Annotated in this window: 13 protein-coding genes; 9 read left to right on the top strand and 4 right to left on the bottom strand. The window is 65.9% G+C overall.

Features of this window, described 5'->3' with window-relative positions; translation table 11 throughout:
- Window position 1: 1 nt before the first annotated feature.
- The gene (locus ACPGXI_RS04870) at window positions 2-997 is read right to left on the bottom strand and encodes an SDR family NAD(P)-dependent oxidoreductase (RefSeq protein WP_526650373.1); all 996 of its coding nucleotides are present in this window, start codon (window positions 995-997) and stop codon (window positions 2-4) included.
- 179 nt (window positions 998-1,176) lie between these two features.
- On the opposite strand from ACPGXI_RS04870, the gene ACPGXI_RS04865 reads away from it, so the two are divergent.
- Genes ACPGXI_RS04865 through ACPGXI_RS04850 form a run of 4 tightly spaced genes read left to right on the top strand, consistent with a single transcriptional unit; the run spans window position 1,177 to window position 5,249 of the window.
- Window positions 1,177-2,835, top strand: coding sequence for an amidohydrolase (locus ACPGXI_RS04865; RefSeq protein ID WP_526650372.1), 1,659 nt, complete (start codon window positions 1,177-1,179; stop codon window positions 2,833-2,835).
- A gap of 54 nt (window positions 2,836-2,889) precedes the next feature.
- The gene (locus ACPGXI_RS04860; protein ID WP_526650370.1) at window positions 2,890-3,840 is read left to right on the top strand and encodes a CobW family GTP-binding protein; all 951 of its coding nucleotides are present in this window, start codon (window positions 2,890-2,892) and stop codon (window positions 3,838-3,840) included.
- A gap of 24 nt (window positions 3,841-3,864) precedes the next feature.
- Window positions 3,865-4,587, top strand: coding sequence for a FadR/GntR family transcriptional regulator (locus tag ACPGXI_RS04855; RefSeq protein ID WP_526650368.1), 723 nt, complete (start codon window positions 3,865-3,867; stop codon window positions 4,585-4,587).
- Window positions 4,584-5,249 carry a sterol desaturase family protein gene (locus tag ACPGXI_RS04850; RefSeq protein WP_526650366.1) on the top strand — a complete coding sequence of 222 codons (666 nt, stop codon included), beginning with the start codon at window positions 4,584-4,586 and terminating at the stop codon, window positions 5,247-5,249. The genes ACPGXI_RS04855 and ACPGXI_RS04850 overlap by 4 nt, the downstream gene beginning before the upstream one ends.
- Before the next feature lie 30 nt (window positions 5,250-5,279).
- Here ACPGXI_RS04850 and ACPGXI_RS04845 read toward each other — a convergent pair whose 3' ends face one another.
- Window positions 5,280-6,503: a globin domain-containing protein gene (locus tag ACPGXI_RS04845; protein ID WP_526650364.1), complete on the bottom strand. Its 1,224-nt coding sequence runs from the start codon at window positions 6,501-6,503 to the stop codon at window positions 5,280-5,282.
- A gap of 422 nt (window positions 6,504-6,925) precedes the next feature.
- Between ACPGXI_RS04845 and ACPGXI_RS04840 the strand changes: the two genes are divergently transcribed.
- A complete protein-coding gene (locus ACPGXI_RS04840; RefSeq protein ID WP_526650362.1) occupies window positions 6,926-8,371 on the top strand; it encodes an alanine/glycine:cation symporter family protein in 1,446 nt (481 codons plus the stop codon).
- Between the two features lie 47 nt (window positions 8,372-8,418).
- Here ACPGXI_RS04840 and mgtE read toward each other — a convergent pair whose 3' ends face one another.
- Window positions 8,419-9,786 carry a magnesium transporter gene (gene mgtE, locus ACPGXI_RS04835; protein ID WP_526650360.1) on the bottom strand — a complete coding sequence of 456 codons (1,368 nt, stop codon included), beginning with the start codon at window positions 9,784-9,786 and terminating at the stop codon, window positions 8,419-8,421.
- 261 nt (window positions 9,787-10,047) lie between these two features.
- On the opposite strand from mgtE, the gene ACPGXI_RS04830 reads away from it, so the two are divergent.
- Complete coding sequence (locus ACPGXI_RS04830; protein WP_526650358.1) at window positions 10,048-10,548, top strand: pyridoxamine 5'-phosphate oxidase family protein; 501 nt, start codon at window positions 10,048-10,050, stop codon at window positions 10,546-10,548.
- A gap of 66 nt (window positions 10,549-10,614) precedes the next feature.
- Here ACPGXI_RS04830 and ACPGXI_RS04825 read toward each other — a convergent pair whose 3' ends face one another.
- Window positions 10,615-10,923: a WhiB family transcriptional regulator gene (locus ACPGXI_RS04825; protein WP_526650356.1), complete on the bottom strand. Its 309-nt coding sequence runs from the start codon at window positions 10,921-10,923 to the stop codon at window positions 10,615-10,617.
- Between the two features lie 371 nt (window positions 10,924-11,294).
- Between ACPGXI_RS04825 and ACPGXI_RS04820 the strand changes: the two genes are divergently transcribed.
- The 3 genes from ACPGXI_RS04820 (at window position 11,295) to ACPGXI_RS04810 (ending at window position 14,533) form a co-directional block, all read left to right on the top strand.
- On the top strand, window positions 11,295-12,029 hold the full coding sequence (locus tag ACPGXI_RS04820) for a transcriptional regulator (RefSeq protein WP_526650354.1): 735 nt from the start codon (window positions 11,295-11,297) through the stop codon (window positions 12,027-12,029).
- 129 nt (window positions 12,030-12,158) lie between these two features.
- Complete coding sequence (locus ACPGXI_RS04815; RefSeq protein WP_526650352.1) at window positions 12,159-13,655, top strand: amino acid permease; 1,497 nt, start codon at window positions 12,159-12,161, stop codon at window positions 13,653-13,655.
- The gene (locus tag ACPGXI_RS04810) at window positions 13,652-14,533 is read left to right on the top strand and encodes a universal stress protein (RefSeq protein ID WP_526650350.1); all 882 of its coding nucleotides are present in this window, start codon (window positions 13,652-13,654) and stop codon (window positions 14,531-14,533) included. Before ACPGXI_RS04815 ends, ACPGXI_RS04810 begins: the two co-directional genes overlap by 4 nt.
- Window positions 14,534-14,862: the final 329 nt, after the last annotated feature.

Genomic DNA, 14,862 nt, shown 5'->3' with positions numbered 1-14,862 from the left:
TTCACCCCTGGGGCGGGAAATCGGTTCCGGCTGCGGCTGTGACCCATTCCCAGAGGCGGGTTCGTTCGGCGGGGGTGTCCGCGACGCGGGTCGCCCTGCTCTTGTGCAGTGAACGCACGCGCCGGTCGAGCCAGAATTTGCCCGTGGCGGCCAGCGGTTGGCCATCGTCGGCGGCTAGCCACACCAACGTGTCCGCGCCCTGCTCGGCGGTGCGCAGCAACGGGCCCATCAACCGACGGAACGTCGGGAGCGAACGTTCGACCCCGGGGGTGAGGGCCCAGCCCGGATGCATCGCTTGAACCACCAACTCGGAGCTATCGACCCGTTCGGCCATCATCTCGGTGAGCGTTACCTGCGCCCGCTTGGCGCGCGCGTAGGCGACGCTGCCGCGGTAGCCCGCAGGCCCGATGGTGAGTCCGTCCACCGAAAGCGGCTCGGTGTACATGCCGCCCGACGACACCCACACGATCCGGCCCGGCGCCGCGGCGATGAGCGGCTCGTAGAGCAGGGCGCTCAACAGGAACGGACCCACCACTTGACTGGCGATTGTCTGCTCGATCCCCGTCGCCGCGTAGCTGTGGGTCAGGTCGAGCGCGCCCGCGTTGTGCACGAGCGCATCTATTCGATCGTGACGTTCCCGCAGGGTCGCCGCCACTGTTCGCAGACTGTCGAGATCCGCAGTCTCCCCGATGGTCGCCGTCACCGACGCACCTTCGATCTCGTCCTGAAGGCGAGCCACCGTCGCCGCGGCCTTCTGCGGGTTGCGGGCGACGATCTCGACCGTCGCACCCGCGGTCAGCCAGGCCCGCGCCGCGACGAGACCCAATCCTGATGTTGCACCCGTGATCACGATCACCCGTCCGTCCAGCCGGTACGCGTCGGTGCTCGTCCAATGGTCGAGCCGTGAACGTAGCTCCGGCCCGATGCGACTGAAACTCGGCAAAACGGTGGCTTCGAGCACGGAATCTGCAACGTTGGCGGCCTTCACGATCCCCATTGTCCACACCTCGCGCGTTTCGCGCTCTATCCCCGTCAGCATGACCAGATGGTTCCCGCGCAGCGGGCGGTTGCGTCGCCGGTGTCCGGCCCTAATCGTGCATCGGTGTGGCCCTCAGCCAGTAGGGTTTCGCGCAGCAGGAACCGAACCATGCCCGCGGGCATTCTGGGAAGGACGCGATGACCGCACTGACCATCTACACCGCCAAACGCATCGAGACGATGTATCCGTATCGCCCGAGCGTCGAGGCCGTGGCTGTCCGCGACGGACGGGTTGTAGGGGTCGGTACCGTCGACGAGCTCGCCGGATGGGGTGAGCACACCGTGGACGGCACCTTTGAGACCAAGGTCCTGATGCCGGGGATGGTGGAGGCCCACGCGCATGTCCATGCCGGCGCGATGTGGCGCTGGCCGTTTCTCGGCTGGTTCGACCGCAAGGCTCCCGACGGAACGCTCTGCCCGGGGTTGCGTTCCAAGGGCGAGGTCATCGCCCGTCTCAGGGCAGCCGACGCTGCGATGGAGGACCCCAAGGCGCCGTTGATCGGCTGGGGATTCGACCCGATCTACTTTCCAGCCGGATTTGAGTTCACCGCTCGCGACCTCGACCAGGTGTCCACCGAACGGCCGGTCTTCGTCCAGCACGCCAGCGGGCATGTCGCAGTTGTGAACACGGCGATGATGGCGGTGGAGGGCATCGGGCCCGAAACCGACGTCGAGGGCGTGCTGAAGGGAGACGACGGCAAGCCGACCGGGGTGCTGCAGGAACTCGCGGCGATGGCGTGCGCGCCGGCAGGTATGGGCGCTTTCATCTCTGCGGCGAACGACGAACTGGCGATGAAGGCCTGGGCTGAGGAGGCGCGCAACGCCGGCGTCACCGCGCTCGGAGAGCTCGCATCGGCGGGCGTCTACGATCCCGCCAAGCGGGCGCTGTGGTCGACGGTGGTCAACGATCCGAGTTACCCGGCGCGAGTGTCGATTCTGGCGTGTACGGCCCTGGGCGGACCAACGGATCCGGCGGACGCGGCACGGATTTCGGCGCAATTCGCGGCGGAAAACACCGACAAGCTCCGGTACCCGGGGATCAAGCTGGTGCTCGACGGATCACCGCAGGGTTTCACGGCCTGCTTTCGATTCCCCGGCTACTTCAACGGGGCGCCCCAGGGCATCTGGAACATCGATCCGCACGAACTGCCCGCCGTCGTGGAGGCGTACCACCGCGAAGGCCACATCATCCATTGCCACTGCAACGGGACGCTCGCCGTCGACGCTTTCCTCGATGCGGTCGAGCATGCGCTGACGGTGGCGCCACGATTCGACCACCGCCACACCGTGCAGCACTCCCAGTTCACCCAACCCGACCAGTACCGACGAATGAAGGCGCTCGGAATGTGCGCGAACGTCTTCTCCAACCACATCTACTTCTGGGGCGATCAGCACGCCTCGATGGTGGTCGGACCGGATCGAGCTGACGGGATGGAAGCTGCCGCGACGGCGCTGCGAGAAGGCATTCCGCTGTCCTTCCACAGCGACGCACCGATAACCCCGCTCGGCGGCTTGCACTCGGCGTGGTGCGCGGTCAATCGGCTCAGCGCGTCGGGAAAGGTGCTGGGGGCACCCGAGCGGGTAAGTGTCGAGGACGCCTTGCGGGCGGTGACCCTCGGGGGTGCCTACCAACACAAGTGGGACTCTGAAATCGGTTCGATCGAACCGGGGAAGTTCGCTGATTTCGCGGTACTCGACGAGGATCCACTGGCAGTGGCACCTAATGAGCTTCGGGACATCGGAATCTGGGGCACGGTGGTCGGCGGGGTTCCGCGGCCCGCGCCGGGAAACGGCTAGGCCGATGGGCGCCAGCTTGGCGCCGAGGACACTCTGTTTGAAGGCGGTGCCAGGTTGAGCCTCCCCATCCCCATCACGGTGATCGGGGGAGCCCTCGGTGCCGGTAAGACCACGCTGGTCAATCACGTGCTGCGGGCGAATCGAGGACGCCGGCTGGCGGTGCTCGTCAACGACTTCGGTGACCTCGACATCGATGCAGAGTTGATCGAATCCGCGGGGAGCCAGACGATCAGTCTGCGCAACGGGTGTATCTGCTGCAGCCTGGGCGGCGGGCTTACCGAAGCGTTGCAGGTGCTTCGCAGACTCCCGACCCCGCCGGACCAGATTCTCGTGGAGGCCAGCGGGGTGTCACTTCCGCGGCGCATCGTCGGCGCCGCCGGCGGGCCTGGGTTGCGACTCGACGGGACGCTGGTGGTGGTCGATGCTGCCGCGGTGCGCAAGCAAGTGGCGGATCGCTACGTGGGCGACACCGTCGGCGAGCAGCTCGAAAGCGCCGACCTGCTCGTCATCAACAAGGTCGACGAGGTTGACCCTGCCCAGCAGGAGGCCATTCGGAATTTCATCTCCGAGCGGGCGCCGGGGGTTCCCGCTGTCGAAGCCGTGCGCGGTGCGGTGCCGCTGGAGGTGATTCTGGGACCGCTACAAACACCGGCTTCACCTGCCGGGCATGTCGATGGCGCGGGTCCTGCGCATACCGAACTCGACACCCAGAGTTTCGAATCTACCGAGCCCCTCGACCGGGGAGTCCTCAATGACTGGCTGAACGCGCTCCCGCCGGGAGTGCTGCGGGTCAAGGGTGTCGCCGAACTCACCGGCGATGGGCCCGCGGCCTGCACCGTCCAGGTCGTCGGCACCCGGATTCGGGTGACTCCCCGTGTCACGGGGCCGACTCGGTCGGGTGCCCGACTGGTGGCGATCGGTGCGCCCGGATCGCTCGGCGACGACGTCTTCGCGCGGCTCCGGGGCGGTGATCCATCCGTATTGGTAAGACCACTTGACGTTTAGCCGGGAAATGGGCCATGCTGAGTTATGGCACTACAGCCGGTGAACCGCAGATCAGTACCCGAAGACGTATTCGAGCAGATCGTGGCCGAGGTGCTCAGCGGGGAAATGCAACCCGGCCAGACGCTGCCCAGTGAGCGCCGGCTCGCCGAGGTGCTCGGGGTGTCGCGCCCTGCTGTGCGCGAAGCAATCAAGCGAGTCTCGGCCGCCGGTCTTGTCGAAGTCCGTCAGGGTGACGCCACCACCGTGCGCGACTTCCGCCGGCACGCCGGACTGGATCTGTTGCCCCGCCTGCTGTTGCGGGGCGGGCAACTCGACATCAGCGTGGCGCGGAGCATCGTTGAAGCACGTCTGCACAACGGGCCCAAGGTTGCCGAACTCGCCGCACAGCGGCGCCGGCCGGAGTTGCCCGCGTTGCTGGACGAGGCGGTAGGTGCGCTGGAGGCCGAGACGGATGAGATCGAGCGGCAGCGTCACGCGCTGACGTTCTGGGACCGCGTCGTCGACGGCGCGGACTCGATCACCTTCCGGCTGATGTACAACACCCTTCGCGCCGCTTACGAGCCCGCGCTTCCCGCCCTCGCGGCGGTGATGGCTGCCGAAGTCGGCCGTCCGCAGGCCTACCGCGCGCTCGCTTCGGCGATCTCGCTCGGCGACGCCCCCGCTGCGAAAGCAGCCGCGCTGAACCTGCTCGAACCCGCAACCACGGCGCTGAGTGCCGTGTTCACATCCATGGAGGAACCTCGATGAGCACTGCGACTGCGCGAAAGGCCTTTACCCTCAGTGACGCCCGGCGTGAGTTCTGGACCTATCCATCGCCCTGGATGATCCTCGCCACGCTCGTCGGCGCGGTTACCGCGCGAATCGCCGTCGGCGACTGGCAGTACACCGACGCGCTGGTCCCGTTGGTGATGGTGGCTTTGTTCCCGTTCTTCGAATGGATCATCCACGTCTTCATCCTGCACTGGCGGCCACGCCGCGTCGGGCGGCTGACCATCGACTCCCTGCTGGCCCGCAAGCATCGTGAACACCACCTGGCTCCGCGCAGTGTGCCCGAGATATTCATTCCCTGGCCGGCGCTGCTGTGGGTGCTACCGGTGGCCATTGCGATTGCGCTGCTGGCGTTTCCGCGCCCGGGCCTGGGTCTGACCTTCCTCGGGTTCCTGACCGTGCTCGGTTTGGTCTACGAGTGGAGCCACTACCTCATCCACAGTGACTACAAGCCGAAAACCCGTATGTACCGAGCGATCTACCGCGATCACCGGCTGCACCACTTCAAGAACGAGCACTATTGGTTCACGGTCACCAGCTCGGGCACTGCCGATCGGGTACTTCGCACCTATCCCGACCCGGCGACGGTGCCCACCTCGCCCACGGCGAAGAACTTGCACGCTGAACCTGTAGCCGGGTGATCGACCGAGATCACCCGGCTCCTGCAGCGGCTACCCAGCGGTCTCCGCACTGTCGGGGTTGTTGGCCCATAGATCAGGGCCGAAGACCTCGTAGCGGATCCGCTCGGCGCGGACGCCCTTGCCGAGCAGGGCTTTGCGGGTAGCCTGCATGAACGGCAATGGACCGCACATGAATACCGTTGCATCTTCAGGGATTTCAATGTCCGACAGGTCCATGAACCCGGGCAGGGCCGGATGCAGAGTGGGTGCGGACTCGGCGTCCTCCTCGTACCAGTTCTGCGCCTTCGCGTCGCCCATGGAAAGCACCTGGCGGCGAAGGTGGTCATAGAGCGCATGGCTGGTGTGCGACAGGTCGGCGTGGAAGATCCGTACCTGCCGGTCAGGCTGGCGACGTGACAGATCCTCGACGATCGCCGCGATCGGGGTGATCCCGATGCCCGCCGACACGAGCACCAGCGGACCATCGGACTCGTCGAGCACCAGGTCACCGCAGGGCTGCGAGACGTCCAGCAGCATGCCCGGTGCCGCGTTGTCGCCCAGCCAGTTCGAGACCTGGCCATCCGGGGCGCCGTGCAGGCCGCGGACGCGCTTGATGGTCACCCGCAGCGTGTCGCCGCGCGGCCCCGAGGAGATGGTGTACTGCCGCGGTTGCCGCTCACCGTTCGGTAGGTCCACCGCGATCGCCACGTACTGGCCGGTCGAGTGCTCGGGCGCCTCGCCGTCAACCGGGGCGAGGAGGAGGGAGAACACTTCCGGGTTCTCGTCGATCCGCTCGACGATCCGGTACTTGTGCCACGGATGCTCCGGATCGGTTCCCCCCAGCGCGTACAGGCGCCCTTCCTCGGCAATGAGCTGACATCCGAAGAGCCAGTAGACCTCGTCCCAGGCAGCCGCGATTTCGGGGGTCACCGCGTCGCCGAGCACGTCACCGATGGCCCACATCAGGTGGTGTCCGACTATCGGGTACTCGTAGGACTTGATCCCTAACGACACGTGCTTGTGGGCGATTCGGCGCATGATCGGACCGAAGTCAGGCGCGTCCGGGTCGATCAGGTGCACGGCATAGGCCACAACACTGGCGGCCAGGGCCCGCGGCTGCTCACCGATCGCCTGATTCGCCTTGTTGAACACCCGCATCAACTCGGGGTGTGCGGCAAACATATGCGGGTAGAACCGCTCGGTGATTGCGACGGAGTTCTCGGCGACGACACCGGCGGTGGCTTTGACGATTTCGGTGGACTCGGGCGATAACACGTGACTCCTCTGACGATGGACGGTTGGGAAGCGCGGCCGCCTATCAGTCAGGCGGGGCGTTGCTTCCACGTGGTCAACCTCCGCGCGGGCCTCCCGCCCAACGGCGACAGCCTTGCGCGAAGGCCGCGGGTTATTTGCACAGTGGCAACAAGCCCGACTCGCCAGCGTAATCCACGTGGGAACTACCAATGTTGCGTGCACCGAGCGCCACCCGTAAATGGCCCCCACTTTGGGGAAGTGGGATCGGCGAATCCTGCCCGGAACCCGTTGGGACGAGGGAAAAGCCCGTCGCCGCCGGCGGGACCGCGGCCCGCTTCCTTGGCAACTGTCGCGCGTGCTTTCCGCCAACTGTCGCGCGGTATCGGCGCCACGGTGACAGGATGATCCGACCGCGTTCACCCAAATAGACATCGGGAGTGGTCATGGAAGAGCTGATCGAATCTGTCGGCGATGTGCTCTACAGCTACATCCTGGTGTATCTGCTGGTCGCGGTCGGCATCTACTTCACCATCCGCACCCGCTTCATCCAGATCCGCTACGTCAAGAAGATGCTGGGCCAGCTCACCCACTCGCGCACGCACGGCGAAGGGATCTCGTCGTTCCAAGCGTTCTGCGTCGGATTGGCTTCGCGTGTCGGCACTGGCAACATCGCCGGTGTCGCCATCGCGCTGACTGTGGGCGGACCTGGATCGATCTTCTGGATGTGGGTGGTCGCCGCGATCGGGATGGCTACCGCCCTCATCGAGGCGACCCTCGGACAGATCTTCAAGGTCCGGGCCGGCGACGGGTCGTTCCGTGGCGGTCCGGCGTTCTACATTCAGCGCGGGCTGGGATCGCGCACCGGCGGCATCATCTTCGCCGTCCTGTTGATCTTCACGTTCGGCATCGCATTCAACATGGTGCAGGCCAATGCCATCGCCGCGGTGCTCAACGTGTCGTACACGGTCGAAGTCGGCTGGACGACGGTGGGCCTGCTCGTCTTGGCCGCCCCGGTGCTCTTCGGTGGTGTCAAGCGGGTAGCGCGGATCGCTGAGATCGTCCTGCCACTCATGGCCGTCGCCTACGCGGTGCTGGCGATGGTCATCGTGGCGATCAACATCGACTACCTCCCGGAGGTGCTGACCCAGATCATCGGAGGCGCGTTCGGGTTCACCGAAATGGCTGGCGGCTTCGCCGGTGGTATCGCCGCAGCGATGCTCAACGGCGTCAAGCGCGGACTGTTCTCCAACGAGGCCGGCATGGGCAGCGCGCCCAACGTGGCCGCCACGGCCACGGTCTCCCACCCGGTCAAACAGGGTCTGATCCAGTCGCTGGGCGTCTTCGTCGACACCATGATCATCTGCACGGCGACCGCGTTCATCATCCTCGTGTCGGGACCCGATATCTACGATCCGTCGACACCCACACGGGTAGAGGGGGCGACGCTCACCCAGGCCGCAGTAGCCCAAGGCCTGGGCTCCTGGACCGTGTCGCTCATGGTGGTGCTGGTCTTCGTCTTCGCCTTCTCGTCGGTGCTCGGCAACTACGTCTACGCCGAGATCAACTTGTTCTTCCTCGGCGCTCGGGGAATGACGATCAATGTCTTTCGGGTCTTTGTGCTGATGGCGATCGCCATGGGCGCGCTGTCCGAGTTGACGTTGGTGTGGGCGCTCGCCGACGTGGCGATGGGATGTATGGCGCTGGTCAACCTGGTCGCGATCTGTCTATTGGGCAAGTGGGCGTTCGCCGCGATCAAGGACTACCACCGACAGACCGAAGCAGGACAGAATCCCGTGTTCGTCGCTGATGAAGCAGGGCTACCGGGAACCCTCGAGGGTGACATCTGGGTGCGCCGGGTTGCCGACCCTGCTGGCGTTGGCGGCGACTGAGCCGTCCTAGGAGTTGACCCGCGATGGGGTCATCGCGAACGCGGGGCCTACAGACCCTGCAACTGGGACAGCGTCAGATGCGCGATCCAGAAGTAGATCATCAACCCGGTGCCGTCGACGATGGTTGCGATCATTGGAGACGAGACCAACGCGGGATCGATACCGACCTTCTTGAGCACCGGCGGCAGGATCGACGCGACGAACGCGGCCCACAGCACGATCGCGCCGACGGTCAGGGAGACCGTCAGGGTTACCTCCGGCCCCACCCCGAGCATCCACGCCCGGATGAGTGCTGCCAGCGCCATCGTCACAGCGATCAGCACACCGGTCGACAGTTCCTTGGCGAGCACCGCCGGCACATCCCGCAGTCGCACGTCGCCGAGGGCCATCGCCCGCACCAGCGTGGTGGTGATCTGCGTTCCGGTGTTGCCGCCGGTGCCGATCAGCAAAGGGATGAAGAAGGCCAGGGCCACCACGGCTTCCATCTCGTCTTCGAACGCCCGTAACACCGTGCCCGTGTAGGCCTCGGCGGCGAACAACAGGAGCAGCCAGCCGATTCGCTTGCGCCACAACAGCCACGGAGACGCCCGCAAGTAGGGCAGTTCCAGTGGCGCCGAACCGCCCTGTCGCTCAGCATCTTCGGTGGCTTCTTGCTCGGCGATGTCGGCCGCGGTTGATTCGGTCAGGATGCCCAGTAGGCGCTGGTCTCCATCGACGACGGGCACCGCCACCAGATTGAAATCATCGAGCGCCTGGGCGGCCTCCTCGGCATCGGTCAAGGCTGAGACCCACCGCACGTCCTCGCTCATCAACGCCGACACTTGCTGGTCGGCCTCGGCCAGAACCAGGTCGCGAAACGCCACCACACCAAGCAGTTGACGGTCGGCGTCGGTCACGTAGATGTAGGCGCCGGTCCGGGAATCGGCGCGCAGCGCGGCCGCGTCCTGACGCACCTCGGCGATGGCCTGCGCGGCAGGGGTGCCGGGTGCGACCAGCAGTGCCTCGGGCACCATGTGCGCGGCCGCGGAATCCTTGGGCCACTCCTGCAGCGCCCGCAGTGCTGCGGCGCGCTCGGGCGGCAGTGCCGACAGGACCGCTTCGCGCGCCGGGTCTTTCATCTCACGCAGCACCTCGGTGGCGTGGTCGGTGTCGAGGCCGTCGACCAGGGGAGCGGCGACAGCGGGATCCAACGCCGAGACTGTGCGCGCCGCCAGGTCGTCGTCGACTGAGTCCAACAAGTCCTCGGCGGTGTCGACATCGAGAATCACCCCGAGCTGTCGGAGCTCGGACCCGGTGAGCTTGGCCAGCTGCCGACTGCGCTCGGCGGGCAGCGGCACCGCCTTGAGCCAGTTCGCAATCTGCCCGCCTGCCAGCACATCCCGCAGCTCCTGGGGGACGTTGGTGGTCGAGGACATGACTCTCCTTTGATGGGTGGCTCCGCGGCGCTGGCCCCGCGGCGGATATCCACACCCCGCACTCTCGCCAAAGCGCATGGAGAAAAGGTAAATCGGTGGTGAACAGGCGGTGGACCGTCGAGTCTGCCGAGACCGAGGGCAAGGTCGAGTTCCGATTGAGGGGAAGCCCACCGCCGGGCGCTCCGAGGTCGGCACGGATGATCTGGTCGTGTGCCCCGCCCCGGCGACCGGCCGGCGCCGCGGCCTGAAAGTATCGGGAACGTGGGCAACAAAGAACGCTCGAAGATCGTGATGTCCGACGAAGAGATCGCCGAGTTCATCGAACGCAGTCGCACCGCCACCATGGCCACAGTGCTGCCCGGCGGCCGACCGCACCTGGTCGCGATGTGGTACGCGGTGCTGGACGGAGAGATCTGGTTCGAAACCAAGGCCAAGTCGCAGAAGGCGGTCAACCTGCGCCGTGACCCGACCATCACCGTGATGATCGAAGATGGCCAGACCTACGACACGCTGCGTGGTGTGTCGATCGACGGGCAGGCCGAGATCGTCGACGACCCTGACACCAACCTGCGCGTAGGCATCAGCGTCTGGGAGCGCTACACAGGCCCTTACACCGACGAGATGCGGCCCTTCGTCGATCAGATGATGAACAACCGCATCTGTGTGCGGGTCCTGCCGTCCCGTATGCGCAGCTGGGACCATCGCAAGCTGGGCATGCCGGGCATGCCGTTGTCCGGCAGCACCGCGCAGTACCTCGCCTGAGGTGTGTGCGCGGCGGCCGCTCAGCTTCGGTCGAGCGGGTCGGCGAAATCATTAGTCGGCCCGCGGTCAGGCACTCTCGGCATAATGGGCGCGGCGTTGGCGGACCGGGTAACCGTTGCGTTCGGCCAATGACTTGAGTTGCCGCAGAGCGAACGTCCGTCCGCGGCCACCCTCGGGTACGTAGATGCCGGCCCACAGCCCTTCGGCGCGGGGCAGTTCGCACGCTTCTCGGGCGCACAGCCACCGGCGGGGGCAGGACCGGCAGATGACCTTGGCTTCGTCATCGGCAGTGGTGGTCCACCGCTCGGGTTCGTTGGTGCAGGGGCCGACCGGCATTTCGTCCCACGGCATTTCGTCCCACGGCATTGCGGTCATCGGTGTCGCTCCTCTGTGTGCTTGCGCGGCCAGGTGGCCGCAGCGCTACAGAAAGTAATCCATAAACCGTAGCGTTGCAACAGTTAGTGCGATGGAACAAGGGTTGCGATCTTCCGGAAAGAGAACTGTGCCGCCGCGCCGCCGCCGACCGCAACTGTTTGACCAGTCACTTTCTAGTACCGATACCCGCACGGAAGCGAATGGCGATCCGGCGGAGTTTCCGTTGCGTCGATGCAGTTCCGCCATCGAGAACGGTGTAGTTTGGGCATGGAACCATCGCATTCTGCCGAACCGAGCCGTAGCGGTGGCCCGGCCGCTCGGATGGCGAGTGCGCGCAGGATCCGACCACACGGCACGAGGAATCCCGGAAGATGACCAACGCGGAGTCGATCCACGTATCGACCGACGTGCCGGATCCCGGAATGGTCAGAGCGGGCGCTGCCGCGGCGGCGCGGCGGCGTGAGCTCGACATCAGCCAACGCAGCCTTGCCGCCGACGGAGTTATCAACGCGGGTGCGTTGATCGCCTTCGAGAAGGGCCGCAGTTGGCCGAGGGCGCGGACCAGGTCAAAGCTTGAGGAAGTCCTGAGATGGCCACCCGGCACGATCGTCAGGTTGCGGCAAGGTCAACCGGTTCGGATCGGTGAGTCCGCACTGACAACGTCGGCGGGCGGCGACGAGGTATCCCTGATCGCCCAGGCGGTCATCACCGCTGTCAGTACGTTCAGCTCCACCGTCACCGCGCTGCCGCCCGCCCACGACCCCGCGTTCACCCCTCGTGTCACCGGGATCCTGTCGGATCTGCGCCAGCTCGAAGCGGTCGCAGCGCGGGCGGCACGGATCGGTCGGGTGACGCCGGCACTGATCAAAGCGCTGGGCACTGTCCGCGGCCTCTATGACGACCTCATGGTGCGTGCCGCGGGGGCGCCACAGGCGACGCTCGGCCAGCGGCTGTACGCCGCACGCCGCGCTGCGAACCTGACGGTGTTCGAAACCGCACAGGCTGCAGGCGTTTCCGAGCGTGTCATTCAGCAGGTCGAAGCCGAGGAGCCGGTGTCTGGCGCCGACGTCGAGGCCATTGAGGCGCTGGTCACGCAGCTCGCCTGAGTACCAGGATCGCCCCGGGCGTGCTCTCCGACTCCGGTGCGGGTAATCACCGCCAAGGGGTTGATCAGTTCACCCGGCACGGTTGCCGGGACAGCCCCATAATCGGCTTGACGCCCCCGGGCGGCACCGATGACGGCCCCGTCGATCAACTTGCCCCAGCAGATGCTGCGCCGACGACCTGTGCTCGGCGCACCCGTGGCCGACGGTGCCTCCGAACAACTGAAACGAACCATTGGCACGTTCCAGCTCACGATGTTCGGTGTGGGGTCGACCGTCGGCACCGGTATCTTCTTCGTGCTGTCTGTGGCGGTACCCGAAGCCGGTCCCGGCGTCGTCGTCTCGTTCGTGATCGCCGGGGTCGCGGCCGGTCTGGCGGTCATCTGCTACGCAGAGCTTGCTTCGGCTGTTCCGGTGTCCGGCTCGACGTACTCCTACGCGTACACGACCCTCGGCGAATTGGTTGCGATGGGCGTGGCCGCGTGCCTGCTGTTGGAATACGGGGTTGCGACGGCGTCCGTCGCCGTCGGCTGGAGTCAATACGTCGACAAGTTGCTGTACAACTTCTTCGGACACGGCTTGCCACAGGCGCTTTCGGCTGCCCCGTGGGACTCCAACCCGGGGCTGGTCAACCTGCCCGCCATCGTTCTGGTCGGGTTGTGCGCGCTGCTGCTGATCCGGGGAGCAAGCGAGTCCGCCACCGTCAATACCGTCATGGTGCTGATCAAACTCGGCGTGCTGCTGATGTTTGTGGTCATTGCGTTCACCGCTTTCGACGCCGACCGGTTCGCCGAGTTCGCCCCGTACGGCGGGGCCGGGATCAGCGTCGCCGCCGGTACCATCTTCTTCTCCTACATCGGCATGGACGCGGTGTCCACGGCAGGTGATGAAGTGAAGAATCCGCAGAAGACGATGCCGCGCGCCCTGATCGCCGCGTTGCTGACCGTCACCGCGGTCTACATCCTGGTCGCGGTGGCAGCGCTGGGGGCCCAGTCGTGGACCGACTTCCAGAACCAAGAGGCCGGCCTCGCCGCCATCCTGGACCATGTCACCGGCGCCAACTACTGGGGAACCGTCCTGGCAGCGGGCGCGGTGGTGTCGATCTTTTCGGTGACACTGGTGACGCTGTACGGACAGACGCGGATCCTCTTCGCTATGGGGCGAGATGGCCTGCTTCCGTCGATGTTCGCGAAAGTTGATGCCCGCAGCATGACCCCGGTCAACAACACGATCGTCGCTGCGGTGGTGATCAGCTTCATGGCAGGCTTCATCCCGCTGACCTACCTGGCTGACATGGTGTCCATCGGCACCTTGGTCGCGTTCATCGTCGTTTCGCTCGGCGTCATCATCCTCCGGGTGCGCGAACCTGAACTGCCCCGAGGGTTCAAGGTCCCGGGCTACCCGGTCACACCTGTTCTGGCCATTCTGGCTTGCACGTACATCCTCTTCAGCCTGCACTGGTACACCTGGCTGGCCTTTTCGGGTTGGGTCGCGGTTGTGCTGGTCTTCTACTTCGCATGGGGCCGCCACCACAGCGCGCTCAACGACCGCGGCGGCAGAGCGGGCCCGGCCGTGCCGGGTGTCGAGGACGTCGAGATCATCGGTCCGCCAGCGGAGGACGCGTCATGACGGTCGTGGTCGGCTACCTTTGCGGTAAGGGCGGGGCCGCTCCGCTGCGACTCGGGGTCGCTGCCGCGCGGTCCGCGCGCACGTCGCTGACAGTGGCGACTATCGTCTCGAAGCCCTGGCTCACACCGCCATCGGTGCGCACGGATACCCGATACGGCACCTGGGCAGACCAACTCGCCGCAGAGTCAGCCGAAGAGGCGCAGGGTCACATCGCCGCCCTGCCAAACGGTTTGAGTGTCGACTATCGCCGCTATGCCGACCGGTCAGCGTCCGGTGGGCTCGTCCAGGTTGTCGAGGATCTCAGTGCAGATCTGCTGGTTCTGGGATCGTCGGCCGACGGAAAGCCTGGTCAGATTGAGGTCGGGTCGACCGCCGACCGACTCCTGCACTCCTCGCCGGTGCCCGTGGCGATCGCCCCGTGCGGCTACCGCGGTGCGGGCGCCGGGCGGTTCACCCGGATCACCTGCGCCTACCCCGGCACTCCCGAAGCGGTGCCCGTCGTGCAGCGGTCAGCCGAAATGGCCGAACAGCTGGGGTTGCCGCTGCGGGTTGTCACGTTCGCTGTGCGTGGCCGGACGATGTATCCCCCTGAAGTGGGGCTGCATGCCGAGGATTCGATCCTGGTCGCATGGGAGGAGCACGCCCGAGAACTGTTGGCGCAGTTGCGGGCTGACGGCGTCGTGGGTCAAGACGCAGTACTGCAGGTGGTTGCCGGTAACGGCTGGGGTCAGGTCTTGGGTGTGGCTGACTGGCAGGACGGAGAGATCCTAGCTCTCGGGACGTCCCCGCGGGGCGGCGCCAAGCGCGTATTTCTGGGCTCACGGGCCACGAAAATCATGCGGCATAGCCCGGTCCCGGTGTTGGTGCTGCCGGGCTGACCCCGGTCTTCGCCGCCACGTTCCTTCAGCCGCCGACCAAGCCCTGCCGGACTCGTCCGGCGAGGAATCAACTCAGTCGATGCTGCCGCGTTCGACGACTCACCGGAACCGGATCGGGAGCACTTCGCCCGCGATCTCAACATCAGCGCCGTAATGAACCAGATCCAGACGATGTTCAGCCGCGAGCACACAATTCAACAGATCCGCCATGCCCACTGCACGGTGTCGTCCGGTGCGGGCAAGCGCGCTGGGCATTGAGGGCGGCCCGCCAGTGCTCATCGTTAGTCGGGAGATACTCATACGCACGGCCGCCGTCGGACCGCCGTTGT

The organism is Mycobacterium sp., from assembly GCF_049608025.1.
GTDB lineage: Bacteria > Actinomycetota > Actinomycetes > Mycobacteriales > Mycobacteriaceae > Mycobacterium.
The sequence above is the reverse complement of the archived record's forward strand: the minus strand, read 5'-3'. Positions and strand labels throughout refer to the sequence as shown.

Excerpts from the sequence above, each read along its gene's own strand:
- ACPGXI_RS04825 (WP_526650356.1), bottom strand. The coding sequence starts at position 10,923 with ATGACCGCAATGCCGTGGGACGAAATGCCGTGGGACGAAATGCCGGTC.
- ACPGXI_RS04840 (WP_526650362.1), top strand. The coding sequence starts at position 6,926 with ATGGAAGAGCTGATCGAATCTGTCGGCGATGTGCTCTACAGCTACATC.
- ACPGXI_RS04810 (WP_526650350.1), top strand. The coding sequence starts at position 13,652 with ATGACGGTCGTGGTCGGCTACCTTTGCGGTAAGGGCGGGGCCGCTCCG.
- ACPGXI_RS04820 (WP_526650354.1), top strand. The coding sequence starts at position 11,295 with ATGACCAACGCGGAGTCGATCCACGTATCGACCGACGTGCCGGATCCC.
- ACPGXI_RS04870 (WP_526650373.1), bottom strand. The coding sequence starts at position 997 with ATGGGGATCGTGAAGGCCGCCAACGTTGCAGATTCCGTGCTCGAAGCC.
- ACPGXI_RS04850 (WP_526650366.1), top strand. The coding sequence starts at position 4,584 with ATGAGCACTGCGACTGCGCGAAAGGCCTTTACCCTCAGTGACGCCCGG.
- ACPGXI_RS04815 (WP_526650352.1), top strand. The coding sequence starts at position 12,159 with ATGACGGCCCCGTCGATCAACTTGCCCCAGCAGATGCTGCGCCGACGA.
- ACPGXI_RS04855 (WP_526650368.1), top strand. The coding sequence starts at position 3,865 with ATGGCACTACAGCCGGTGAACCGCAGATCAGTACCCGAAGACGTATTC.
- mgtE (WP_526650360.1), bottom strand. The coding sequence starts at position 9,786 with ATGTCCTCGACCACCAACGTCCCCCAGGAGCTGCGGGATGTGCTGGCA.
- ACPGXI_RS04865 (WP_526650372.1), top strand. The coding sequence starts at position 1,177 with ATGACCGCACTGACCATCTACACCGCCAAACGCATCGAGACGATGTAT.